25 protein-coding genes are annotated in these 24,369 nt (G+C 65.6%); 13 read left to right on the forward strand and 12 right to left on the reverse strand.

Annotated features, from left to right (window positions below; all coding sequences use genetic code 11):
- Positions 1–169: 169 nt before the first annotated feature.
- Positions 170–1,957 carry an acyl-CoA dehydrogenase gene (locus D9V41_RS09325; protein WP_121794297.1) on the reverse strand — a complete coding sequence of 596 codons (1,788 nt, stop codon included), beginning with the start codon at positions 1,955–1,957 and terminating at the stop codon, positions 170–172.
- A complete protein-coding gene (locus D9V41_RS09330) occupies positions 1,950–3,488 on the reverse strand; it encodes a long-chain-fatty-acid--CoA ligase (RefSeq protein WP_121794298.1) in 1,539 nt (512 codons plus the stop codon). The genes D9V41_RS09325 and D9V41_RS09330 overlap by 8 nt, the downstream gene beginning before the upstream one ends.
- A 798-nt stretch (positions 3,489–4,286) precedes the next feature.
- Here D9V41_RS09330 and dctP point away from each other — a divergent pair.
- The 9 genes from dctP (at position 4,287) to D9V41_RS09375 (ending at position 13,443) form a co-directional block, all read left to right on the forward strand.
- On the forward strand, positions 4,287–5,369 hold the full coding sequence (gene dctP / locus D9V41_RS09335; protein WP_121794299.1) for a TRAP transporter substrate-binding protein DctP: 1,083 nt from the start codon (positions 4,287–4,289) through the stop codon (positions 5,367–5,369).
- Between the two features lie 122 nt (positions 5,370–5,491).
- Positions 5,492–5,986 carry a TRAP transporter small permease gene (locus D9V41_RS09340; RefSeq protein WP_166375977.1) on the forward strand — a complete coding sequence of 165 codons (495 nt, stop codon included), beginning with the start codon at positions 5,492–5,494 and terminating at the stop codon, positions 5,984–5,986.
- The gene (locus tag D9V41_RS09345; protein WP_121794301.1) at positions 5,983–7,392 is read left to right on the forward strand and encodes a TRAP transporter large permease; all 1,410 of its coding nucleotides are present in this window, start codon (positions 5,983–5,985) and stop codon (positions 7,390–7,392) included. The genes D9V41_RS09340 and D9V41_RS09345 overlap by 4 nt, the downstream gene beginning before the upstream one ends.
- Before the next feature lie 86 nt (positions 7,393–7,478).
- A complete protein-coding gene (locus D9V41_RS09350) occupies positions 7,479–8,321 on the forward strand; it encodes an enoyl-CoA hydratase/isomerase family protein (RefSeq protein ID WP_121794302.1) in 843 nt (280 codons plus the stop codon).
- A gap of 153 nt (positions 8,322–8,474) precedes the next feature.
- Positions 8,475–9,320, forward strand: coding sequence for an enoyl-CoA hydratase/isomerase family protein (locus D9V41_RS09355; protein ID WP_121794303.1), 846 nt, complete (start codon positions 8,475–8,477; stop codon positions 9,318–9,320).
- A 570-nt stretch (positions 9,321–9,890) separates the two neighbouring features.
- Positions 9,891–10,922 carry an alpha/beta hydrolase fold domain-containing protein gene (locus D9V41_RS09360; RefSeq protein ID WP_208006807.1) on the forward strand — a complete coding sequence of 344 codons (1,032 nt, stop codon included), beginning with the start codon at positions 9,891–9,893 and terminating at the stop codon, positions 10,920–10,922.
- 575 nt (positions 10,923–11,497) lie between these two features.
- Positions 11,498–11,809, forward strand: a complete 312-nt coding sequence (locus D9V41_RS09365) for a hypothetical protein (RefSeq protein WP_121794305.1) — start codon at positions 11,498–11,500, stop codon at positions 11,807–11,809.
- Complete coding sequence (locus D9V41_RS09370) at positions 11,806–12,525, forward strand: QsdR family transcriptional regulator (protein ID WP_208006808.1); 720 nt, start codon at positions 11,806–11,808, stop codon at positions 12,523–12,525. Before D9V41_RS09365 ends, D9V41_RS09370 begins: the two co-directional genes overlap by 4 nt.
- A 513-nt stretch (positions 12,526–13,038) precedes the next feature.
- Positions 13,039–13,443, forward strand: coding sequence for an SDR family oxidoreductase (locus D9V41_RS09375; protein WP_121794306.1), 405 nt, complete (start codon positions 13,039–13,041; stop codon positions 13,441–13,443).
- A 129-nt stretch (positions 13,444–13,572) separates the two neighbouring features.
- On the opposite strand, the gene D9V41_RS09380 is transcribed toward D9V41_RS09375, so the two are convergent.
- A complete protein-coding gene (locus tag D9V41_RS09380) occupies positions 13,573–14,214 on the reverse strand; it encodes a hypothetical protein (RefSeq protein WP_133434160.1) in 642 nt (213 codons plus the stop codon).
- A gap of 87 nt (positions 14,215–14,301) precedes the next feature.
- Here D9V41_RS09380 and D9V41_RS09385 point away from each other — a divergent pair, with 87 nt between their 5' ends.
- A complete protein-coding gene (locus D9V41_RS09385) occupies positions 14,302–14,754 on the forward strand; it encodes a MarR family winged helix-turn-helix transcriptional regulator (RefSeq protein ID WP_121794308.1) in 453 nt (150 codons plus the stop codon).
- Here D9V41_RS09385 and D9V41_RS09390 read toward each other — a convergent pair.
- Positions 14,729–15,307 carry a DUF421 domain-containing protein gene (locus D9V41_RS09390; RefSeq protein WP_121794309.1) on the reverse strand — a complete coding sequence of 193 codons (579 nt, stop codon included), beginning with the start codon at positions 15,305–15,307 and terminating at the stop codon, positions 14,729–14,731. The two genes, D9V41_RS09385 and D9V41_RS09390, sit on opposite strands and share 26 nt — an antisense overlap.
- A 250-nt stretch (positions 15,308–15,557) precedes the next feature.
- Here D9V41_RS09390 and D9V41_RS09395 point away from each other — a divergent pair, with 250 nt between their 5' ends.
- Positions 15,558–16,172 carry an MSMEG_6728 family protein gene (locus D9V41_RS09395; RefSeq protein ID WP_208006809.1) on the forward strand — a complete coding sequence of 205 codons (615 nt, stop codon included), beginning with the start codon at positions 15,558–15,560 and terminating at the stop codon, positions 16,170–16,172.
- Between the two features lie 60 nt (positions 16,173–16,232).
- Here D9V41_RS09395 and D9V41_RS18595 read toward each other — a convergent pair whose 3' ends face one another.
- The gene (locus D9V41_RS18595) at positions 16,233–16,532 is read right to left on the reverse strand and encodes an ATP-binding cassette domain-containing protein (protein ID WP_279432340.1); all 300 of its coding nucleotides are present in this window, start codon (positions 16,530–16,532) and stop codon (positions 16,233–16,235) included.
- A 168-nt stretch (positions 16,533–16,700) separates the two neighbouring features.
- Here D9V41_RS18595 and D9V41_RS09405 point away from each other — a divergent pair, with 168 nt between their 5' ends.
- The gene (locus D9V41_RS09405; RefSeq protein WP_121794311.1) at positions 16,701–17,897 is read left to right on the forward strand and encodes a cation:proton antiporter; all 1,197 of its coding nucleotides are present in this window, start codon (positions 16,701–16,703) and stop codon (positions 17,895–17,897) included.
- On the opposite strand, the gene D9V41_RS09410 is transcribed toward D9V41_RS09405, so the two are convergent.
- Positions 17,894–18,331, reverse strand: coding sequence for a peptidase S9 (locus D9V41_RS09410; RefSeq protein WP_121794312.1), 438 nt, complete (start codon positions 18,329–18,331; stop codon positions 17,894–17,896). The two genes, D9V41_RS09405 and D9V41_RS09410, sit on opposite strands and share 4 nt — an antisense overlap.
- A 116-nt stretch (positions 18,332–18,447) precedes the next feature.
- Here D9V41_RS09410 and D9V41_RS09415 point away from each other — a divergent pair, with 116 nt between their 5' ends.
- Positions 18,448–19,065: a UdgX family uracil-DNA binding protein gene (locus tag D9V41_RS09415; RefSeq protein WP_121794313.1), complete on the forward strand. Its 618-nt coding sequence runs from the start codon at positions 18,448–18,450 to the stop codon at positions 19,063–19,065.
- A gap of 21 nt (positions 19,066–19,086) precedes the next feature.
- Here D9V41_RS09415 and D9V41_RS09420 read toward each other — a convergent pair whose 3' ends face one another.
- The 6 genes from D9V41_RS09420 to D9V41_RS09445 all read right to left on the reverse strand — a co-directional run bounded on the left by D9V41_RS09420 (position 19,087) and on the right by D9V41_RS09445 (position 24,351).
- Positions 19,087–19,680 carry a hypothetical protein gene (locus D9V41_RS09420; protein ID WP_121794314.1) on the reverse strand — a complete coding sequence of 198 codons (594 nt, stop codon included), beginning with the start codon at positions 19,678–19,680 and terminating at the stop codon, positions 19,087–19,089.
- 11 nt (positions 19,681–19,691) lie between these two features.
- A complete protein-coding gene (locus tag D9V41_RS09425; protein ID WP_121794462.1) occupies positions 19,692–20,837 on the reverse strand; it encodes a zinc-dependent alcohol dehydrogenase in 1,146 nt (381 codons plus the stop codon).
- A 5-nt stretch (positions 20,838–20,842) separates the two neighbouring features.
- Complete coding sequence (locus D9V41_RS09430; protein ID WP_121794315.1) at positions 20,843–21,250, reverse strand: SPW repeat domain-containing protein; 408 nt, start codon at positions 21,248–21,250, stop codon at positions 20,843–20,845.
- 37 nt (positions 21,251–21,287) lie between these two features.
- Positions 21,288–21,860, reverse strand: a complete 573-nt coding sequence (locus D9V41_RS09435) for a DUF2231 domain-containing protein (RefSeq protein WP_133434161.1) — start codon at positions 21,858–21,860, stop codon at positions 21,288–21,290.
- 80 nt (positions 21,861–21,940) lie between these two features.
- Positions 21,941–23,578 carry a RecQ family ATP-dependent DNA helicase gene (locus D9V41_RS09440; RefSeq protein ID WP_121794317.1) on the reverse strand — a complete coding sequence of 546 codons (1,638 nt, stop codon included), beginning with the start codon at positions 23,576–23,578 and terminating at the stop codon, positions 21,941–21,943.
- A gap of 77 nt (positions 23,579–23,655) precedes the next feature.
- A complete protein-coding gene (locus tag D9V41_RS09445; RefSeq protein ID WP_133434162.1) occupies positions 23,656–24,351 on the reverse strand; it encodes a hypothetical protein in 696 nt (231 codons plus the stop codon).
- Positions 24,352–24,369 lie beyond the last annotated feature (18 nt).

A 24,369-nucleotide genomic window follows, 5' to 3' on the forward strand; every position in this document is an offset into this window, starting at 1 on the left:
GGAGCCATTCTCATGACGGTTGACACGTGCCGTACGAACCCGGGGACGCGGTCGTTCACCGTTCGACCACCGCGATGCGTGGCCCAACCGATGGGCACGCGCCGGTTGCGCGGTCCGTTCCGGTGGCGCGAACTCGCTCCAGCGGACCGTAAGCGTCGGCCAGCCGACTTCATAGCCAAGTCGGCTCCACATCCTGCAGCAGGGTGTTGCGCTGGGCGAGTACATCCCACTGAGAATCGGTGCGTGGTAGTTCGTACTCGAAAAAGTAGCGAGCAGCCAAGCGTTTGCCGCTGTGAAAGTCGGTGTCTCGGTTCTGAGTGGCGATGTGCTGCTCTAGCCACAACCAAGCTACGACAACATGGCCGAACGCTTCCAGGTAGATCGTGGCGTTGGCGAGGGGATCCGCCACATCATCGTCCTGCCAGATGGCGGCAGTAGTCGTCTCCAGCCGCTCGACCCTCCGCAGCAGCTCGGCGCCAAGCTGTTTGCGCTCGCTGCTCGAATTGCGAGCACGGCCGATGGTGGATCGCATGAGTTCAGTAAGGCGGGCAAGGGTTGCTCCGTCGCGAGCGCGAACCTTGCGCCCGAGGAGGTCGGCCGCTTGGATGCCGTGCGTTCCCTCGTGAATCAGGTTGAGCCGGTTGTCGCGGTAGTGCTGTTCGACCGGATAGTCGCGCGTGTAGCCGTAGCCGCCGTGAACCTGTATGGCCAGATCATTGGCCACGAGGCACCACTGGGCTGGGAACGACTTGGCGACGGGGGTGAGGAGATCGAGGAGGGCCGCCGCATCCTCCCGCCGAGCTGCTGTCTGCTCCGTGGCGGCGTCGTCCATGAGACGCCCGCAATAGAGAACAAGAGCGAGCCCCCCTTCAACATAGGACTTCTGGGCCAGCAACATCCGGCGCACATCTGGGTGTTCGATGATGGGTACCGGCTCTGAGCTGGGTGCTCGACGGCCCTGGCGCCGGGTCCGGGCGTACTCCAGCGAAGCGAGATAACCAGCAGAGCCGAGACCGACAGCGCTTAAACCGACGGCGATCCTCATCTCATTCATCATGTGGAACATGTGGAAGATGCCGCGATTCTCCTCGCCGACCAGGTGGCCGACCGCACCAGGACGACCTCCGGGCTCGTGGTCACCGCTGCCGAACGAAAGGACGGTGTTGGTCGTGCCACGGTTGCCCATCTTGTGGTTGAGCCCGACCAGTGTCACGTCGTTTCGTTCACCGACCGCTCCGTCTTCACCCACCAGGTACTTCGGGACGGCGAACAGCGATGTTCCCCGGATGCCGCTCTCGATGCGGTCGGTTCGCGCGAGAACCAGATGCACGATGTTCTCGCCCATCTGGTGGTCGCCGGCGGAGATCCACATCTTGTCGCCGTGAATCCGGTACGTACCGTCGGACTGGCGAGTGGCTCGTGTGGTGATGTCCGCCAGCGATGAGCCGGCTTGTGTCTCTGACAGGCACATCGTTCCGAAGAACCGCCCGGCGATCAGCGGGCGTGCGAACCGATTGATGACGTCGGTCGAACCATGGGCGAGCAGCAGGTTTGCTGCTGCCGCAGTGAGGTTCGCGTAGCCGCTTGTCGAACAGTTGGTGGCTGCGAACCACAGCCCGACCCCGGTGCGGATCGTCATCGGCAGGTCGGCACCACCGACTGCCTCCGGGAACGGGGCACTGTGGAGGCCGGACGCGAAGTACGCCTCGAGCGCCACCTGAACCTCTGGAATCAGCCTGACCGTGCCGTCGTCGCGCAGGCAAGGCTCCTGGGTGTCCGCTGTCCTGTTGTGAGGTGCGAACTTGGCAACGGCGAGTTCAGCGGCAAGGTCCAGAGCGCCCCGGAAAGTCTCGACCGAATGCTCCGCGAACCGTGGCCTGAGGGTCAGAGCTGAGGTCTCGAGCCAGTCCTCGATCAGGAAGTCGAGGTCCTGGCGTGAGACGTACTGGTCAGTCATGGTTCTCCGTCGGTGTCTTCTGGGCGAGCTGGCGTTTGAGGACTTTGCCGGTGCTAGTCATCGGCAGTTGATCCACAACCTCAAAGACCCGGGGGCACTTGTAGGCCGCGAACTGATCGCGGGCCCACCGAGCAAGGTCGTCAACCGAGATATCGTGGCCGGGTCGGGGGACAAGGTAGGCCTTGATCTCCTCGCCCAAGGATTCGTGCGGGATCCCAACGACAGCAGCCAATGAAACGGCTGGATGGGTCAACAGGACCTCCTCGATCTCGCGCGGGTAGACGTTGTAGCCACCTCGGATAATGAGGTCTTTGGCTCGGTCGACGATGTAGTAGTAGCCGTCGGCGTCCCTGCGGGCCAAGTCGCCGGTAAGGAACCATCCGTCACTGAGTGCTTTCTGAGTGGCTTCGGGGCGCCTGTAATACCCCTTCATCACGTTGTGTCCGCGGACGGCGATCTCACCGACCGCGGAGATCCCGTCATCGCCCGTGAGCTCATTCCCATCCGGGTCGATGAGTTTCATCTGTACGCCCGGGATCGGCACGCCGATAGAACCGACCCGAGGTGGTCGACCGAGCACATTGAACGAGACCGACGGGGAGGTCTCCGACAGCCCGTATCCTTCGAGGATCGTGACCCCGAAGACCTTCCGGAATCGACGGTGGACCTCCACCGGCAGCGCTGCTCCTCCGGAGCACGCGATTCGAAGGTGGTGGCGAATCGATTCGAGCTGCGTGAGGTCTCCGGTGGCGCCGAGCATCGCCCAGTACATCGTCGGGACTCCTGCGAAGATGGTCACCTGCGCCGATGCCAGCAGGTCGATCACCCGCTGTGCGTCGAACTTGCGCATCAGCACGAGGGTGCCTCCGAAGGCGATTGCGCTGTTCTGCAGGCACGACTGGCCGAAGGAGTGAAACAGCGGCAGGACACACAGGTAGGTGTCGGGATGAGCGGGATCGATCCCGTAGAGCTCGCGAGTCACAAGAGCGTTGTCGCGCAGGTTTCGGTGCCGAAGTTCGGCTCCCTTGGGCTGTACAGTCGTGCCGGAAGTGTAGAGAATGACGGCGGTATCGTCGTCCTCTCGCGGGTCGGTTGTGGGCTTTCGGGGAGGGTCCGCGTCGATGTCGGCGAGGTCGAGCCAGATGGCGCAGGACTCGACGGCCTCGAACGCTGACCTCGCTGACGCGGCGCCCTCGGGCGAGTCGTCACCGTGATGCACCACGACAGCCGCCGCTTGACAGTCGCGCATGTGGTAGGCGATCTCACGCGGGCGTAACGAAACGTTCAGCGGCACGACGATCGCGCCGCACTTGAGGATGCCGAAGTACGCCGCAGTGAACTCAGGGGTGTTCGGGCACACGAGCAGCACGCGGTCCCCGGGCTGCACGCCGCGCTGTCGCAGGGTCGCGGTGACGGTCTCAGCTGCCCGCAGTAGTTCCCGGTAGGAGACGACCCGATCCTCGGCCACCACGGCCGGCCGGTCGGGGTGCAACTGTGCTGTGTCATCGAGCAGGTGCGCGAGGTTGGTCATGGAGGAGTCCTTCTGCGGTGCTGGCCGAACTAGCGCGAGGAAGCGCTGTGGCTCCGTGCAACAGTAAGTCCATAATGTAGCAACAGCAAGCACATTATGCTGCATTGTATAATTGTCGCTGGAACGGTGCGTAAATCGCCACGTGGGCGCCGAGTCGCCGCGGCAAAGGGGCGTCGCCGGGCTCGGTGTTGTGATGGTGATGGGTCTCGCTGAAGCCCCCGCTGACTCGGTCCTGGCGGCTCGCGGCGCAGTGGTCGGCGCTAAGCCGCTACCGAGGGCCGGCCTGGGGGTGGTGCGTGTCGAGACCGATGTGACCGTATGGGCGGACCTGCGGGGCTGCCGCGATGCTCGACCGCCTCGCTAATCGGCTCCGGCCCCGGGATGCTTCGAGACCGAGTTCCCGACGGTTTCCCGGAGGGCTTCTCGCGTCGCATCAACCTCGGATCCTGATGTGCCGGACGGGGTCTTGCCTGGGCTGGCCCTACCGCTGCGTGGCTCACGTCAGATGCCTCGTCCTTCATGACCGGCGCACGCGCACCGTCGACTGCGGTTCGCGCTCGCCTATAGCGAGACCGCGCGCGTGAGCGGAGCGTCGCGTTGCTGCCGAGCGCATAGCGCTGGCGGGCGACCCCTTGACATGTGGCGCACGACACAACACACTTACTGCAACATCTTGTGGGGTGTGTAGTCACAGAATCGCCAAGTGCAACAGTGCGAGTTGCCCTGATCGACAGCGGTAGTCGGACCTGACGCGTCAGCACGCAGCGAACCCCGCGGCCGAGAAAGAAGGGCAAGCACATGAAGAAGTTCAGTTTCGGAGTCGCCGCGGCGACACTGCTGACCGGCACGTTGGCTGCTTGCGGGTCAGGGTCATCGAGCGAGGATGCGACCCTCAAGCTGACCTTTGGCAGCTCGGTGCCGTCGGCGAACTTGGTTGCCGTGAAGGCAATCGAGGACGAGCTCATTCCGCAGCTCATTGACAGGGTGGCCGCTGAGACAGACTACGAGATTGAGATCACCGAACAGTTCGGAACTCTTGTCGGTGTTGGCGAGGAGTTGACCGGCATTGAATCGGGTCTAGTCGATTTCGGCACTACAGTTTTTCCCTACGAGCCCACCGCTCTGGGCGCGATGAACTATCCATACTTTGTCCCCTTCTCCACACCTGACGCTGAGGTGGCCTTGGGTGCATTCCGTTCGGTATACGAGGGCAACGCCGATCTTCGCGCCCTTTTCGAGGACCACAATCAGGAGCCGCTGGCCTTCTTCGCTCTGGGTGACTACGGGCTTGTGACAACCGAAGCGTGGGCCGAGCCCTCCGACCTGAGGGGGCGCAGCATCGTCGGTGCAGGAAGCAACTTGGAATGGCTAAGCGGTCTCGGCGTTTCGGAAGTGTCGCTCCCCGGGGCTGAGTGGTACACGTCGTTCCAAACCGGGCTCGTTGATGGTGCCATTACCGACCCCGGCGGTATTCAGACCCTCAGTCTGAATGAAGTGGCCGGCCATTTCGCCACTTTGAAATTCGGGTCGCTACCCATTGGCTCAGTGAACATCAACGCAGACGTGTGGGATTCGCTGCCCGAGGAGGTTCAAGCGACTGTGCGCGAGGTCTGTCTCGAGTGGGAAAAAGAGGCTGCACAGCGGGTGAACTCCGTCGGTCAAACAGCTCTGAGCGAACTCGGCAACGAAGGAGTCGAGGTCGCCGAACCCTCAGAGTCTGGTCGGCGAGCCTGGGCCGAGCAACTGAAGGGGCTCCCGTCCGCCAGCGCTGTGAGCCTAGCCGACCAGGGCATGTCCGGCGCCGAGATCATCCAGGCGTACATCGACGCCCAGGTCGCCGGAGGGCACAACTTTCCGCTTGAGTACGCGGTGGCCGAATGACGACGAGCGGTCGAGCGAGCATCCCGATGCAGGAGGGCCCCGGGTCTGGCGTGAGCGCGTCGGGAACGCACCCGGGCGCCCGGACTGCCGGTGGACGACTGTACTCCACGGTCGACGGCGCGATGGGTGTCATCAGTCGCACCGCCATGGCCGTAGCATCCATCTGGATCGCGGTCCTGGGCTTGTGGATCACGGCTGATGCACTGGGGCGGGCGTTAGGAATCTACTCCTTCGTCGGCACCGTCACCATTGCGACCGAGTCAGTCGTCGCGATCAGCTTCCTCTGCATGCCCTACGCGACGCGGCACGACGTGCACATCCGCGCCACACTGCTCGTGGGCCGGGCAGGTCCGCGGGTCACCCAAACCAGCCTGACGTTCTCGTACATCGCTGCGACGGTTCTCTTCCTGTTCCTGACCCATGCCTCCTGGGAGCCTTTCCTCAATGCCTGGCGGACTGGTGAGTTCTCGGGCGAGGGAGGGCTCAACGTGACCTTGTGGCCGTTCAAGCTCATCGTCGTCACATGCGCGGCGGCCATGACCATTGAGAGCGCGCTCGCCGCGGCCAGATCGCTTGGTCGTCGTGGGGGCGGAGCTGCGTCCGAGGAGAACCGATGAGTGATCCGCTAATCGGTGCCTTCGCCATCATCGCGCTGTTCGTGCTGGTCCTGGGTGGCGTCCACATTGCCTTCTCCTTGATGGCCATCGCCCTGATCGGCATGTACCTGCTGAGTGAGAATCTCGAACTCACGGCACTGCTTGCTTCCAACGCGGCGTTCGGCGGCGTCCGGCAGTACGTGTTCGTGGTCATCCCTTTGTTCATCCTCATGGGCGCGTTCATGAGTAACTCCGCCGCAGCCCACCATTTGTTCGCTGCGGCCCAGATCGGACTGCGACGGATGATCGGGGGACTGGGGATCGCCACCGTATTCGCCAACGCACTCTTCGCCGCAGTGACTGGGGTGAGCGCAGCATCGGCTGCAATCTTCTCAAGGATCGCTGTGCCGGAGATGCTCAAACGCGGTTACGATCTCAGGCTCGCTGTGGGAGCGGTTGCTGGGAGTTCCGTTCTCGGAATCCTGATCCCGCCCAGCCTTCTTCTCATCCTGTATGGCGTCATCGGTCAGGTATCGATCGGGAGACTGTTCTTGGCGGGGATCATCCCCGGGTTGTTGCTCGCCGTCTTCTACGTAGTTCTGATCGTTGTGCTCGGCTACACCCGCCCGGAGTGGGTGGGAAAAGTTGCCCGAGAGTCGCGGCGCCGGCGAGCAGAGGTGTCCGCGAGTGTAGGCGGAAGCAGGTCAAGCGAGCTTGCGATCGGCGACGGCCCCAACTCCCACTTCGTGGCTGAGGTGTCGGCCGTTTCACGAAATCCGGCGGCCAGAATCATGGCGACCGTTCCTGTGCTCTTCCTATTCGCAGCCGTGATCGGTGGAATCTGGCTGGGTTGGTACACCCCCACCGAAGCATCCGCGATTGGTGCGCTGGGCGCATTGATCATCGCCGTCGGCTATGGCATGCGCAAGGACCGAATGATCGAGAGCTTCCGCGAGACAGCGGCAAGTATCGGCGCGATAATGCTGCTACTGATCGCTGCGCAGATGTACTCGAAAATGCTCAGTCGCAGCGGTCTCATCTTTGAGCTCGGCGGTTGGCTCCAGTCGATCAACCTCGGCCCGTACGTGGTCATCGCGTTGTTCGTCGTCGTCCTCTTACTCATGGGATCGATTCTCGATTCCAGTTCGATCGTGCTCATTATGGTTCCGGTGATGGTTCCGGTGGCCTTGATGCTCGAGCTGGACCCGATCTGGTTCGGAATTGTGATGATCATCGCGATCGAAATCGGAGTGCTGACACCCCCGTTCGGCATGGTCCCCTACGTCATGAGCGCGGTACTGAAGCCGCGGGTGAGCGTCGGGAAGATTTTCATCGGAGCCAGCCCCTTCGTCTTTTGCAACTTGTTGCTGCTGGTTCTCGTGGTGATCTTCCCCGAACTGGCTACGTGGCTGCCGAACCAGGCGTAGGAGTGGTCGTGACGGCGGTCCTGAAAATTTGAATCTGGCGATACGAAGTTTCATTCTGAGACAGGAACGAAAGGATCAGATTTCCCATGGCACTCACGAGTTTCATCGAAGAGCCGAAATTTGACGTCTACCGGGAGCGCTTCGCTGAGCATTTTATCCTGGAGCGAGAAGACGGGATTCTCGTGGCTCGCATGCACACTGGCGGCGATGTGGCGGTGTGGGGTTTGGAACTACATCGCGCGCTGGGGCAGCTGTTCAAGACCGTCGCGGCTGATCCGGAAAATGAGGTGCTCATCCTCACGGGAACGGGTGACTACTGGCTCAGGGACATTGACAGTGAGAGCTTCAACGCCGTAGAGAAAGATGAGTCGACTTTCCGGCGTGAAGGCTACTTTCAGTGGTATCGGGACGGCATGAAGCTGCAAGAGAATATTATTTGGGACGTCGATATCCCCACGATCTCGGCAATCAATGGGCCAGGATTTCATAGCGAATTCGCGCTCCTGCACGACATCACGATCTGCACCGACGATACGAGGCTTGTGGAACCCCACTACCACGTTGGCTTGGCGCCAGGTGATGCGCTGTATCTCGTGCTGCAGGAGCTGATCGGCTATAAGCGGGCGAACTATGCGATGTACACAGCCCAGAACATTACGGCCGAGCAGGCCCTCGAATGGGGGCTTGTCAACGAAGTCGTCGCCCGAGAGGATCTGGTCGATCGCGCCAGGTCGCTGGCAGAGATGATCATTCGGACCCAGCCGAACCCGATCGTTCGGCGCCTCACGAGCCGTATCGTCAAGCGCCGCTGGCGCCGACTGCTCACCGACGACTTCGAGATGCATTTTGGACATGAGATGTGGGGGACAATGGTTCACCGCCAAGATCACGGCGAGATGGACACGCGCGCCGCTCTCAACGAAGGTTGAGGCGCCGCAGAAAGAGGGGTCCAGCTGCCCCCAGGGCTGGCGCCGCGGGTGGCGAGTCAGCTGTCGTGGCACCGCCGGTGAGCCTCGCCTCGTTCCCGACCTACACGACCTGCCGTTTCTGCCGCCTATCAAGCTGCCGCTGAGGAGAAGACTATGTCGTTGACCAGCTTCATCGAAGAAGCGCCATATGAGGAGTATCGAGAACGTTTCGCCGAGCACTTCGTCATCGATCGAGATGCGCGGGGAGTCCTCACTGCGCGGATGCACACCAACGGCGGGCCCGCCGTTTGGGGCATGGAGTTGCACCGTGCGCTAGGCCAACTGTTCAAGGTGGTGGCGGCCGATGATGACAACGAGGTGCTGATTCTCACGGGCACGGGTGACTACTGGATCGATGGCATCGACGCCGAGAGTTTCCGTGCCGTCGAACGAGATGACGAGACCTTTCGCCGGGAGAGCTACTTCAAGTGGTATCGCGACGGAATGAAACTGCAGGAGAATCTGATCTGGGACGTCGACATCCCTACGATCGCCGCGATCAACGGACCGGGTCATCACCAGGAGTTCGCACTGCTGTGCGACATGACCATCTGTAGCGAGAACACGAAGTTCGTGGAGGCTCACTATGCCGTCGGCCTCGCGCCGGGCGATGCCCTCTTCCTCGTCCTCCAGGAGCAGTTGGGCTACAAGCGGGCAAACTACGCGATGTACACGGCTCAGAGCATCACCGCGGAGGAAGCCTTGACATGGGGACTGGTCAATGAAGTTGTCGCCAAGGATGAACTTTTGGGCCGCGCCGTGGCACTGGCCAATACTGTCTTAGACAGCCAGCCCGACCCGGTCGTGCGACGGATCACAAGCCGGATCGTCAAGCGGAGGTGGCGTCGGCTGCTCACGGACGACTTCGAGATGCACTTTGGGCATGAGATGTGGGCGACCATGGTCCATCGGCAGGATCACGGGGCCATGGACTTGAAGGGCATCGTCGGGAAGGGCTGACCCTTCGACGGAAGTTCAATCTGGGCATCGGAGGCACCGGATCGTCGGAGCCGACGCCAGGGAGCGTCGGTTCCGACGTTCGGTGAGCCGGCGCGGGCCCTCGGCCGGCCGACCACTCTGATGGGTGCCGCATGTGGCGAAGAAGTTCTCCGTCGCGGCGTTGTCTCTGGCAGCGCCGGCGTGGTCGATTGATCCGACCATGCGGTGACGGTTGGTGCAGCGGTCTGCCACGCCGCGAGCACTGCTGGTGCCGGTGACGCCCGGCGGCCGTGCGCGGACGGTAACGCCAGGTGCAAGCAGGCGTTGATGCCCTGACGACCAATCGCGCTGGGCCGGCCGGGGGCCATGTCGGCCAGAGGCGATTCCTCGCGCTGCCCTGGGTGTAGCCCATGCAACAAATCTTGAAAAGTTGCAGGTCATGCGCATACGATGACAGCTCTGTGACCCAGCACACACCGCCTGAGGTGATGACGAATGACCACTACCCACAACCCGAGCCTGCCGGTCCAGCCTGGCCGCGTGAGCAGTCCGGACCGAACTCCGAGTACTGACCCTCGATTCTTTCCGGAGATGCTCGCGGGTCTTCGCGCGGTCGGCCTGGATGGCGTGTCAACGCCCCCGCCGGTGGCGGCGACCGATGCCCTGGACACGGTGTTGGCAGCCGTGGGTGCCGCGCATGCGGGATTCCAAGCCCTCTACGACGCCATCCCGCTCGACCGAATCGCCGAACCCGCCGGTCGACCAGTCGAGCACTCGAACGAGACCATCGTCGGAACCGACGGCAACGCGATCAAGCTGCATATCTTTCGCCCTTCCGACGTCGACGCGCCGCTACCGGGCGTCGTGTATAGCCATGGCGGAGGCATGACCATCCTGACGGCCGACAACCCGGTGCACCGTCAGTGGTGTACTGATCTCGCTGCGGCCGGTTCTGTTGTCATCATGGTCGACTTCCGAAACGCCTGGACCGCGGAGGCGCATCACCCGTTCCCCGCTGGGCTCGAAGACTGCTTTGCTGGCGCGATCTGGGCCCATGAGCACCGAAACGAGTTGGGGCTGTCCTCCGTTGTGCTCCAGGGCGAGTCTGGAGGTGGGAATCTCGCCATCGCGACAGCGATGCTCGCAAAGAAGCGTGGACACCCTGACGTCGTGGATGGCGTGTATGCCAGTGTTCCCTACATTAGTGGCGCCTACGGGTGGCCTCGCGAGCGCCGCATCGCCGAGCTGCCGTCCTTGGTAGAGAACGACGGATACTTCGTCGAGACTTCGATGATGGATCTTCTCGTTCGTGCTTACGACCCGGACGGTGCGCACCGTGAAGATCCCATCGCATGGCCGTACTTCGCCTCAGAAGACGACGTGCGGGGGTTACCTCCCTTCGTCGTCTCCGTCAATGAGCTGGACCCGCTCCGTGACGAGGGAATCGCGTTCGCGCGCACCCTCGCACGAGCCGGCGTCGAGGTCTCCGCGCGGATGAACCTCGGCATCGTGCACGGCAGCGAGATGATCTTCCGTCACGCCCTCGGGCCGGCACACGAATCAGCAATCAGGGACATCGTGGGCTTCGCAGCGGACCGCTCGCGTGTAGCCCGCGGTCGCTGACCCGCACCCTCACCGAGGGGGCGCTGTCGGTGGCGACGTGCTTGAGCTGCACTCCGAACACGCAGCGTGGCCCCCGATTGCGGCTGGCCCGCTCACGTGGGCTGCCGCCACCCCGGGCAACTCCGCTCCTCCGCGGTGATCCCCGGGGTGGCGCTCTGTCAGCCTTGGCGGGGCGCGACGCGTTCCAGGTAATCCGCCAGACTGAGTGCTCCCGACGTGGTCGGAATGCGTTCGCTGGCGCGACGCCACCGACATCACTCAGTAGAATCGACGACTTCTTCGTCACAATCGGCCTCATCAACGACCCGAATCCATGACGAAATACAAGGGGGAGGAGTTGTCGTGACCGGCCCCAACCGGGTAGTGCGACGTCTGACGATGATGTCGTGAAGCGCTCCGGGTGCAGTTCGGTCACAGATTCTGGGGCACAATGGTGCACCGTCAGGGCCCTGGGCCGACAGACACGCGCAACACCCTCGGAGGGTAAATGGGGGAAGCCAGGAGATGGGGTGCTCCGGCCCGGATTCCAGACCTTTAGACGAGAGTTCGTCGTCAACCGCTAGAAGGGGAGCATCATGCAACGTGTCGCACAGTCGATTGCTGCCGCGACGCGAGCAAGGGTCCTCGCTGCCGCCCTGAAGGTGGTTGAAGTCAAGGACTTCCACAGCAGGACCATCGAGGACGATGCCGCACTCGACGGCGCCTCCTCGGGAGCGATCTACGTCCGTCTCGGCTTGAAGGAACAGCCGACGTCGAGCTGGTTCAGTTCGGCCGGTGGTCGGGCGCCGGAGCACCTCGCCGCGCGATACGAACGCATCGTCCTACGGCTCGTTGGTTGCTCAGTCGACGGCTTCTCGCCGCAACGACGGGTCACGGTGGCGCCGTGACTGCAGTGCCCTCCCCTCGCCGCGCCGTCGAAAGTACTGATACTCCCCGAGTCGGAACGTCCCGGCTCTCGCAATACCTCCACGGCGCGACTCCGTCGATCGGACGAGTTGGCCTCGAGGCATTCCAGTTGGCTCGCCGCATATTTCTGGCAGGAGAGAAAGTCGACGTCGGTGCACTAGCAACAGAGCTGGCGGTCGATCGCACTACACTGTTTCGGTGGGTCGGTAACCGGGATCAACTTCTCGAAGAAGTCATCCGCTCACTGAATGTCGCCTCCTGGCGAAGAGCCCTGAGCCTCGTCCCAGGGGCGGGGCCGGCTCGTGTGGCTGGCGTCCTCTCGGTCTGGATCGAGGACGTCGCTACGGCCGAGTTCTTCCGTTCCTACCTGCGCCGCGAGGGCACCCGCGCGCTACGGCTCCTGACGACGTCCGACGGTTTGCACCAGGCCCGCGTTGTCGACGACATTGAGCGACTTCTCGTCACCGACTTGGAGGAGTCGGAGGAAGCCGGCACCCCGTGGACTCCACCGATGGAGGTGCATGATCTTGCCTACGTCGTCTGTCGTATCGCCGAGTCCTTCGTCTACTCCGACCTGATCACCGGCGAAGAGCCAGAACCGAGGAAGGCTGCAACCGCGATCGGCGCAATTCTGGGGCTTCGACTTCAGTCTGGGTCTGCGCTCGACCCCTGCATGTTCTTCGCACCCCGTGGGTGAAGTATCGCACAAGGTCGTACTGCTGGGTGTTCGGTCTTGGATGCGTCGACCAGAAGAATGGGCTGGGGAGGAACGTTGCCACAGGCCCCGAGGTCATTCCAAATGAGGGGAAGGCCCTGAGCGCAGCGATCGGTAGGCCGTCGCCAGCGACAGCCAGCAAGCGGCCCAGCGGGAACGAGAACTCTCGCCCCTCACCAACCTGCAAGCCCAGTGAGGACTCCGATCAATGGGCACAGGTATCGGCTAGCTCAGGATGCCGGTCGACCAGCTGACACCGGACCCAGACACTGAGACTCGTCCGCTTCGCGGACGTATCGCCAGCAGTCGAGACACCACCGGGTCTCGGTTAAATTCGGCGGCGCACGATCGACCGCCCACGCGTCGATGATGGCGCCCCTTCGTTGCTTCGAGCGCCCGAGCTAGCAGGGCGTACAGCTTGTCAGTAACCTCATCGAGCGGCTCGATACTGACGGCAGCCCGGGCGAGCGCTCCTTCGGTGGGGGCAAGGACCGGATGCGCCAGGCAGTGTGCGGTTCGGCTCGACCCCGGCCGCGGTGGGCGTCTCGCCCAGCGGCCCGTTGCCGGTCGCCGAAGACCACCGCGTGGCTGCTGACTCGACATGCGGCCAGTGAGGATGCGATCGAGCAGCTCATCAAGGCCGCGGCGCCGGAGCTCAAGCCTCGGAGAATCACGGTGAGCGCGGTATGCCTCGGCGCGACGGACACCGAGCTGTCGCGACACGCCAATTCCACCGAGGCCCTGGCCCAGGTGGCGGTGATGACGCCGCTGAGTCGCTTGGGGCGGCCTGAGCACATCGCCGATGTCGTGCTGCTGGCCTGCCGGACAGCAGAGACCGAGGAAGGCCCGGGCGGCGTAGTTGGCTTACGCCGTGCGGCGAGTGCTGTGCTGAATTCGTAGCGAGGCTGATGTTGACCTGCTCCTCGGCGCGGCTCGGCCGTCCCAGGGAGCACCGGCTGTTCGATCGGGCTCAAACCTCATCCACGCTTCTGCTTTCTCTGTCGAAGGGCCTCGTACTGCCCGCGGCGATCACTCCCAGGGGAAACGGGTCGTCAGCGGCTCGGGTGGAGGCAGCGAACCGGTGGCCGCGGCACGCGTGACGGACTGCGGCATCTCGCCGAGCTGGAAGGTGGACGTGCGTCCTCCGATGCGCATGGCGGCGAACGAGCCCTGCCGGGGCACGTCCTCGGGCACCGCGATCTCGTGCGTGCCGGCGGCGAGCTCGCCGTCGTAGGCCACCGCCGTCTGTGCGACCGGGTCGGGCGGAACGAAGGTCGCCCAGAGGCCGTGGAGTGTCACGGAAGCGGCATCGGCCAGCGCCAGGCGGAAGGACCGAGCGTTGGGGTCGTAGGTGACGCCGGACACCGCTCCTGAGAAATGCTCCTCGACCTGGGCGACGAGGAGGGGTGCAATGCCGGCCAAGCCCTGGAGGAAATGTGCCTGCGAGTTGATCTGCCGGATTCGTGTCGCCAGGTGGTCCTTCGTCGTCGGCGGCACCATGCCGCCGAAGATGACGAGATCCACCTCGCGCAGATCGTAATCATCGAGCAATGTGTCGAACTGGTTGCTCGCGTTGGCTGCGTACCCGCGATCTCGCAGCATGCGCACGGAGTCGACGAGCACCCCCTGGCTCCGCCCGACGATGAGTATGCGGTGAGTTTCCTCGGTCATGACCATGCTCCTATGTTGGGTATACCAATATTGGTGCTGCCAACATAGCATAATGTTGGGTGATCCAACAAACAGTAGACTCGGTGCATGCGCGAGCACCCCGACCCCCGACGCACGCCGGATCGGCTCAAAGACCGTCCCACCTGGCTTCTCGGCCAGGCGGCGGCGCGGGCGTCGCGGCTGCTGGTCGCCGGATTCGCCGAACACGGTGACGGGCTACGCGGGTACCACTACCGGCTCCTCGCCTCCCTGGAACAATGGGGGCCGTCGAGCCAGGCCGACCTCGGTCGCGACACGGGGATCGATCGCAGTGACGTCACCGCGGCTCTCACCGAACTCGAAGCCCGCCGTCTCGTCGAACGCGAGATCGATCCGGCTCACCGCCGGCGCAAGATCGTGTCGATCACGCCATCGGGAGCGGCGACACTGCGCAAGCTCGACTCGGTGCTCGACGGCATTCAGGAGGAACTCCTGGCTCCATTGACCGCCGACCAACGACAGCAGTTCTCTGCGGTCATGGCGCGGCTCGTCGACGACTGAATCGTTGCCCCTCGGGCCGTCGGCGACGGTCTCGAGCGCGTGAGGGACCGTCGAGGAGCGAGCCCATGGCAGAGCCGTCGCCGAGCTGAGTGCTCGTGATGACGCTGATGGTGCCGTTCGTCTCCAGCACCACTGCGGCCATGTTCGACAGGCTGCCGGAGCCGCTGCTGCGGATGGCCTGGTGCACCTCCGACTCGGTGAGCCGGTGACGACGTAGCGCCTCCGGCACGATCATGCCGTCGCGCACGAGCAGCGTCGGTGCCGCCGTGACCAGCGAACGCACTTTCGGCCAGTGGGAGGAAATCCATGCCACGACCAGCTGGAGACCGGTCAGCAGCCCGAGCGCGACCACGCCCTCGGCCCAGCTCACCGTCGAGTTCAACAAGATCGTGGCGAGCGTCGAGCCGAGCGCGACGGTGACGATGAAGTCGAAGGCATTGAGTTGGCTCAGCGTTCGCTTGCCGGAGCCGCGCAGGACGAGCATCAAGCCCACGTACGCCGCGATGCCGACCGCGACGATCCGGCCGATATCGGACCAGGAGTCGAACCACATGCGTTGGCCTTTCCTCGGGCATCAGCTGTTCTCATGTCACCTTCGCACGCGTCGTCGGTCCCTTCCACGCGAGCGAGCCGGGCAACGCAGCATGAATGCACCGGCATGCGGTCGCGACGTCGTCGTGGCGGTGGGCGCAGGCGCGCCCGCTCCTCGTCACCGCAGTCTCGGATCCTCGGTCGGCTCCGCGAACATGCTGGAGCAGTCTCGGCCGGCGGCGGAGATCCGGTTGCCCCGGCATGCTGGAGGGATGCAGACCTTCCTGCCGTACGCGGACTTCGAACGCTCCGCCCGCGCCCTCGACTCCAAGCGTCTGGGCAAGCAGCGGGTCGAGACGCTGCAGGTGGTCCGGGCGCTGACGGTGCCCGGCTACGGCTGGGCGAATCACCCGGCGACGCTGATGTGGAGAGGGTTCGAGGAGGCGCTCGTCAGGTACGGGCTCACGTGCTGCGAGGTCTGGGTGGAGGCCGGGTTCGCTGACACCTGCGCCACCACGATGCTGACCGACGCCCAAACGGCCGGTATGACGGCCATCCGTACCCAGGCCGAACTCGCCACCGCTGGCGAGCTGCCGCCGTGGCTCGGAGACGAAGAGCTGCACCGCAGCCATCGCTCGGCGCTCGTGCGAAAGGACCCCGAGCACTACGGTCCGCTCTTTCCCGACGTGCCGGCGGACCTGCCGTACGTCTGGCCGGTGCGCTCGCCCGCCGTGCTGGAGGCGGAGCGGCGTCGGGCGGAGAACCAGGAGAGGCGTGCCCGTCGGGCGCTGGAACGCCGCGTCGAGGAGCGTGAGCGGCAACGGCGACGACGATCGCGCGCTGCGCGGAAGGGTTGGCAGACGCGGCGCCGCAACGAGGCCCGCTGACGCTGGCGCGGCGCTCGGTCGTACGAGCTTCTCGATCCACGTCGTCGTGCGCTGGTGAGCCTACTCGCTGTGATCGATTGGTTCGTCAGCGTCGGCGCTTCTCGGGTCGAGTCGGACGATGCGGTCCGCGGCGGCGATCGTTTCGGGCCGGTGCGCGATCAAGAGGATGGTGCGCTCTCGTGATCGGCTCAGGAAGACCATGATCGCGGCGTCGGCTTCGGGGTCGAGCGCGGCAGTGGGCTCGTCGAGCACGAGCACGCGGGGATCAGCGAGGAGTGCACGTGCGATGGCGACGCGGGCGCATTGCCCACCGGAGAGCCCTGCTCCGTGTTCCCCGACCGGCAGAGAACCGTCCGACATCCACGGCATCCCCGGAATCAACTGCCCACGACGCCTACCGGTGGCCTCGATCTGGTCTGAACCTCCTGTGGTCCACGCCTGGCCGAACGTCCATCTCTGGGGTAGCGAATCGCACGACGGTAGGATCGGGCCGCGCACGCGGCGGAAACGAGCGAGAGGGACTCGACCATGGATGACGGGCACCTCGCCACCGACCTCGTCTCTCTGACGTGGATCGCGGCCGCCGCCGTCCTGTCACCGTTGCTGGCCTCGCTCACGCGCAAGAAAGTGCCGGATGTCGTGTGGCTGCTGGTGCTGGGCATCCTCATCGGCCCGCAGGTGCTCGGCATCGCGGAGGCGAGCGACGGTGTCGCGCTGGTCCGCGAGATCGGACTGGGACTGCTGTTCTTGCTGGCCGGACTGGAACTCGATACCGATTCTTTGCGTGATCGACGCGGGAGGCGCGCGATCGTCACGTGGCTCATCTGCTTCGCCCTCGCGCTCGCCGGCGGTTACCTGCTCGCCAGCGGCGAAGACCTGCGCCTGGCGGCGGTCTTCGCGATCGCCGTCACCTCGACCGCGCTCGGCACGTTACTGCCGATCGTCAAGGAGTCGGTCGGCACGGCGAGCCCGCTCGGCCGCGCCGTCCTGACGCACGGTGCGATCGGTGAGCTGGGCCCGGTGATCGCGATGTCCCTGCTGCTGTCGACACGCAGCCCGCTCGGTGCCGGACTGATCCTCATCGCGTTCGCGGTCGTCGCGCTCGCTGTCGTGGTGATCCCCGCGCGCCTGGTCCGGCGCATTCCCGGCGCCCACCGCGCGATGATCGCCGGGGTGCACTCGACGAGCCAGACCCTGCTGCGCTTCGCGATGCTCGTGCTGATCGCGTTGATGGCGGTCTCGGCCCTGTTCGAGCTGGACGTCGTGCTCGGCGCCTTCATCGCCGGCATGTTGCTACGCCGGCTCCTGCCGCGCGACGACCGCACCCTGCTCGACAAGGTCGAGGTGGCCGGCTTCAGCCTGCTCATCCCGGTCTTCTTCGTGACCAGCGGCATGGCCCTCGACATCTCGGCCGTCGGTGAGCATCTCGGCCTGCTGGCCGGCATCGTCGCGGTTATCGTCGTCGTTCGGGGCGTACCGGTGTGGTTGCGCGAACGATTCGACCGCCGCGGATCGGCGTTCGAGACCCACCGCGATCAGATCGCCCTCGGGCTGTACTCCGCCACCGGCCTGCCGATGATCGTCGCGGTCACCGAGGTCGCCCGCCGCACCGATCTCATCGACGAGACCACCGCGTCGGTGCTCGTCGCGGCGGGGGCGGTCACGGTATTGCTGTTCCCGCTCATCGCCGACCTCGTCCGCAGCGCCGACGAGCGGGTCGGTTAGCGGCGTTCGTCCGGAGTCGGGATCAGCGAGAGCACAGTGCTCAGCGCGCCGTACATGACGGCCGTGCGGGTATGGGGGAGGCGGACGCCAGCGGCTGCGCGCGCCTCGCCACGACGGAAGATCCAGCGTTCCGCGCCGACGGTGAGGGCGATCGATCCGGCCAGGAACGCCGCCGCTCCACCGACGAGCGCCAGCTTGCGGGAGGTGGGTAACGACGCGACGTCGGCTGCAAGAGACGTCTCGGCGGTGGTCTCCTCCGACTTCGCAGCGAACGCGTCGGGAAGGGCGGCGGTGGTGATGACGGCCGCGAGCGCGGCCTTCGCGAGGCCTCGGCGCCGCCGGGAGGCGATGAAGTCCGGCGTCGCGTAATAGGCGGAGGTCGCCACGCCGGTGAGCAGCGTGCGGGCCGTGCGAGAGGTGACTCGTGACGTCATGCGCCCATTGTTCCGGACGCTACCTGGCGCTCGAGGCGCGCGAACGCCCAGCGCCGAGCGAGGGCCGGTGAATCGTCGTATCGTCGCGGAGCAGACGGAGCGACGAGGAGGCGCCTGTGAGCGTGGAACGTCCCGGTGCGGAGCAGTGGGTGCCCGAGGATCGCGATCTGGACAGCATCCGCGCCGCAGCTGCGGACTGTCGAGGCTGCGAGCTCTGGGCCGACGCGACCCAGGTGGTGGTGTCGGCCGGCCCGCCCGATGCCACGGTGATGCTGGTGGGGGAGAAGCCCGGTGACCAGGAGGACCGCGAGGGTGAGCCGTTCGTCGGGCCGGCCGGGCGACTGCTCGACGAAGCCCTCGAAGCGGCGGGTATCGATCGGGACCGGGTATACGTCACGAACGCCGTCAAGCACTTCCGATTCCAGGAGCGGGGCAATCGGCGCCTGCACAAGAAGCCGGCCATCGCTCATATCAAAGCCTGCTGGCCCTGGCTCCAGGCCGAGATGGAGACCGTGCAGCCGCCGGTCGTGGTGGCGATGGGTGCGACGGCTGGCCGGGCCGTGCTGGGGCGCGATGTGCGCATCGGCGAGGAGCGCGGTCACGTGCTGTCCGAGGACCCCGCAGTGCTGGTGACCGCCCACCCGTCCTCGGTGATCCGCCTGCGCGGGCGCGACGGGTACGACGAGGCCTTTCAGGCGCTCGTCGCTGATCTCCGCGCTGCCGCCGGACAGTGATCGCAGCTCGGCAGGACGAACTCAACCTTCGACGGTAGCGGCTCGACGAGCGCGTCGGCGTCGGGCGCGGCGAACCACCGACACGACGACGCCCCCAGCCGCGATCCACGGTCCGCCGACGATGATCGGGTCCAGCCACTGGTGGTTCAGGTCCGCGCGGTTGCGGCCGAGCCGTGAGGCCAGGCCGTGGCCGGTGAACTCCGCACGCAGACCGGTCTGCGTGATCGGATTGTCGGGGCGCGTGGTGAAAAAGGACCGCAGGTGGCTCTCCCAGGCATCGACGCGGTCGGCTCCCAGCAGCAGGAGCCAGTGTGCCGCTCGGCCCTCGCTGTACGTCCGGTACGCGTGCTTGCGGATGACGCCTGACAGCCCCTTCGGCGGGCAGCTGGTGCCGAAGACCGGGGTCAGCTGGGCGTGCTCGATCGAGCGCTCTCGCGGCCACCTCTCCTCCTGGCGTTCGGGGAAGTGCCAGTGGGCACCCGCCTCGTCGGGGGCGAAGCGTTCCTTGGGCACGGCCGGACGATCGGCAGGATCGAGGTCGACTCCCCACCCTGGGATGCGGGCGCGCAACTCCTCCGGACTCGCGGTAGGAGGCTGGTCGGGGGTGTACGGCATGGCGTGTCTCCTCAGGCGCTCGGCACGATGACTGGTTTGATGCAGCCGTCCAGTTTCGCGGAGAACAGGTGATACCCCTCCGCGATGTGCTCGAGCGGAATGCGGTGAGTGATGATCTCGCGGGGCCGCAGGTATCCGTCGCGAATGTGTTCGAGCAGCCGCGGCCACTGACGCTTGACGGGGCACTGATTCATCCGCAGCGTCAGCCCCTTGTTCATCGCGTCGCCGAACTTCACCGCGCTGAACATCGGCCCGTACGCGCCCATTACCGAGATCGTGCCGCCCTTGCGGGCGGCGTCGATCGCCCAGTTGAGCGCGATCGGCGATCCGCCCTGCAGCTTCAGCTTCGCCGACGTCACGTGCTGGAGGAAGTTGCCGTCCGCCTCGGCACCCACGGCGTCGATGACCACGTCGGCGCCCAGATAGTCGGTCGTCTTCTTCACGGTGACGACGATGTCGTCCTGCTCGGCGAAGTTGATGACCTCCGCGTGCGCGAACGTTCGCGCCTTTTCGAGTCGGTAGTCCAGGTGGTCGATGACAATGACGCGCGCCGCTCCCATCAGCCACGATGAGGCGGCCGCGAACAGCCCGACCGGCCCGGCACCGAGCACCACGACCGTGTCGCCCTCGGTGATCTCGCCCAACTGGGCTCCGAAGTATCCCGTTGCGAGGGCGTCGGTCATCAGCAGCGCGTCGTCTTCGTCGAGCCAGTCGGGGATGACGCTCGGGCCCACGTCGGCGAACGGTACTCGAACGTACTCGGCCTGCCCGCCGTCGTAACCACCGCAGGTATGGGAGTAGCCGTAAATCCCGCCGACCGCGGTGGCGTTCGGATTGACGTTGTGACAGTTGGAGTACAGGCCCCGTGCGCAGAAATAGCAGGAGCCGCAGTAGACGTTGAACGGGACCATGACGCGATCGCCGGGCTTCAGGTTCTGCACGGACGATCCGACCTCGTCCACGACGCCGATGAACTCGTGTCCGAAGGTCATGCCGACTCGCGTGTCCGGCATCATCCCGTGGTACAGGTGCAGATCCGAGCCGCAGATCGCCGCGCGGGTCACCCTGACGATGGCGTCGTTGGGATGCTCGATGCGCGGCTTGTCCTTCTCCTCGACGCGGACCTTGTACGGACCGCGGTAGACCATGGCGCGCATCGTCGTCACGCCGCCGAGCCGGGCCGGCGTCCGGTCGACGTCCGCTTCGCGGCCGTCGGATCGTCGGACGGGTCGGTGAGGAAGGCGTAACCGGCCACCAGGATGCCGACGACGAGATGCGGGACCCAGGCGTTGGCGTCCAGGTCGGCAAACCCGAACGCCCACGGCGAGATCGCGAGGATGAAGCCCGTGATGATCTCGACGATGATGTGGAAGCGCATCGGGACGACCTTGGCGGGACTGGCGGGACTGGTGGTGGTCAGCTCGTTCGCGAGGAGGAACAGGCCGATGACGACCGCGGTCCAGGTCGGTGCCGACTCGTCACTGAATCCGAAGATCCACGGCGCCGCGACGAGGACGACGCCGACGACGAGTCCGATGTAGGTGTGAATCCTGCTGGGAATGACGTGCATGAAACGCTCCTTCGCGAGGGGCTTTCGGGAGTGGGCACTACTGCTGGGCCGGGTCCTCGTCCCCGAATGCGGGATGCCAGGTGGAAACTTTGCGGACCTCGGTGAGGTGCCCACCGAGGTAGCCGCCGACGCCGGCCGCGAGTCCGCCGGCCACCGCGTAGACGACGCCGCGTGCGTGGTGGCCGCGGCGCCGGGCGAGGAACGAGCCGGCGAAGCACGTGAGGGAGGCGCTGTTGGCGGCCGCGTGGACCACGCCGACACGCTGCTCCCGCTTTCCGGTGACTGCCCATTCGGCGAGCCCGGTGGTGGCGGTCGGGACGGCAGCGAGCACGCCGAGCCCGATGAGACGCCGCGCGGCCGGACGCGCAGGCGGGCCGCCCAGGAAGTCAAGGACGATCGCGGACGTCCACAGGCCCAGGGGCAGATCCGTCATGAGTGGGTGGATGCCGTGGCCGATCCGGGTCCCGTGCAGCAGCTCGCGCCGCCTCGGGGAGGCCACGAGGCGATCAGCCACCGCGCCGAGCCGCGCGACGTACGGGTCGAGCCCGGCGTCCTCCTCCAGCTTCTGCGTCCATCGCACCAGCCGAGGAACCCTCGTGTGGTGTGCCATGGTGTGCCCCTTCCTCGCGATGTCATGTGCGTGACGAGGACGTACCCCGAACGGCCGGGAGTGAACACTTCCGCGGAGGTTCAGTGCTGCTCGAGCAGGTCGTTCTCGTCGATCGCTTCGCGGGACAGCACCTTGTAACCCTCGCTCTCGAAGAAGACCGTGATGCGATCGTCCTCCGTACTCATCACCACGCCGTCGCCCCACTCCACGTGCTGAACGCGCGTCTGCACGGGAAACGGGTCGTCCGCGATCGGTTCGACGGACTCGGAGGTGCCGGCATCGCAGCTGTCGCAGTTGCCGCACGCTTCGTCGAGGCTCTCGCCGAAGTACCGCAGCAGGTACTGCCGCCGGCAACCGGTCGTGTCGGCGTAACCCCGCATCATCTCCAGCCGCGATTCGTCAATGCGCTCTCGCATCGCAGCTTGCTCCTCGGCCCTCGCGGCGGCGTCGTCCGGCGTGCCGTCGAACTGCGGCGACAACCGGATTCGGGTGCGTACGCGCTCGACGACGACGGCGTCGTGCAACAGCGCGATGTGGCCACTCACCTTGCGGGGGCTGACGTCGAGGCGCCGGGCGAGCTCGGCGTTCGAGAGGGATGAGCCGGTCGTGGTCAGCACGCCGACGATGTTCTGGACGAGCTCAGCGTCGGGATGCCGGGCGGCGAAGAAACGCCGAAGACCCAAGTCCTCCTGCCGGTAGTGCAGCTCCACGTGCGCCGGCTCGCCGTCCCGGCCCGCTCGGCCGGCCTCCTGGTAGTAGCTGTCGAGCGATTCGGTGATGGCCGCGTGGATGACGAACCGCACATTCGGCTTGTCGATGCCCATGCCGAAGGCGCTCGTCGCCGCCACGACGTCGATGTCGTCGTCGAGAAAGGCTTTGTGGACTCGCCGGCGTTCGCCGGCACGAAGTCCGGCGTGGTACGTCGCGGCTCGTATCCCGCGTCCGGTCAACGCCTCCGTGTACTCCTCGGCCGCTCGCCGGGTGGCGACATAGACCAGCCCCGGCTTCCTCAGCTCGACGACGTGGTGGAGCACGGCCTCACGCTTCCGGTCCTCCGACTCGTGGCGGGTGACGCCGAACCAGAGGTTCGGGCGGTCGAAGCCGCGGGTCATGATCCGGGCGTCCCGCATGGCGAGCCGCTCGACGATCTCCTCCCGCACCGGCGCTGCGCCGGTCGCGGTGAGGGCGAGCGTGACCGGATGGCCGAGCCGCTCGATGACGGCACCGAGCCGTAGATAATCGGGGCGGAAGTCGTGCCCCCAGGCAGACACGCAGTGCGCCTCGTCGACGACGAACAACGAGACGTTCTGCTCCCGCAGCCGGTCCACCACGTCCTGCTTGGCCAACTGCTCGGGCGAGAGGAAAATGAATTCGGACTCGCCGACCGCCAGGGAGCGCCACGCGTCCTCGTTGCGGCCCTCGCTCTGTGCCGAGTTGATTGCGACCGCCTCCGGCGCGTTCGGGGCGTCCTCGAGCCCCGCCATCTGATCGGCTTGCAACGCGAGCAGCGGCGACACGACGACGGTCGCCCCGTCGACGAGCATGCCGGCCACTTGGTAGATCGCCGATTTCCCGTAGGCGGTCGGCATCACGCACAGGACGTCTGTTCCGTCCGCGAGCGCCTCGATGGCGTCCTCTTGCCCACCGCGAAGCTCCTCCCAGCCGAACGCCTCGGCGGCCAGCTCGCGGGCGCGGGCGATGGTGTCGTGTGCGGGCATGATGTCCTTCCCGAGAGTGCCCTTGCAGCCTAGGACCGCCTGCCCTCGTCGGCGCGCCGAGCGCGGCGGTGGCCTCGTCATCGCACCCAGGGGTCGTCGTCGACGATGCGCGTCCAGGGTCCGTCGGGCACGTCCTCGGCCTCCACGAACCGCCAGTCGACGCGGGAGATCAGCTGGTCGAGCCCGGCCAGATCGAGGCAACCATTGAGCGCTGGTGAGACGTCCAGTCCGGCTCCTCGAAATGCCCGGCTAACCGGCCGGCGGTCGTCGATGCCGAAGACGTAGCCGGCGTCGTCGTAGACCCCCGGGCCGGCATCGGCGATCTGGCCGTAGCAGGTACGCCCGGAGTGGCGCAGCTGCACCCAGCGGTTCTTCATCAGGCTGAACGAGCGGTCGCCGACGTGCTCGGCGTATCCCGGGTCGACGGCCCAGGGGATCACGTCCCCGCGCATCGCGAACGCGCTGTCGTCGTTGACGTCGTCGAACGGCAGGTCGAGGTAGAACGGGTTCATCCGCGGCTCCACGTGGCGGGGCCACCACCCGTCCTCCTCGTACCGCTGCTCGGTCTGGCACTGCTGGTCGATCCACACCCCGTCGCAGCCGCCGTAGCGTTCCATCCACCGCGAGTCGTAGGTCGAGACCCGTTGCGACCCGTCCGGCGCGTCGGGGTCGAGCACCTCGCCGACCCAGAAGGTCGCGGCGAGGATGTCGGTGTGCCAGGGGTAGGTGCGAGGCAACGGCGACGGGGACGCGAAGGTTCCGGGAGGTCGCATCGTCTCATCTCCTCCGGG

The organism is Aeromicrobium phragmitis (assembly GCF_003674095.1).
Taxonomy (GTDB): Bacteria; Actinomycetota; Actinomycetes; order Propionibacteriales; family Nocardioidaceae; genus Aeromicrobium; species Aeromicrobium phragmitis.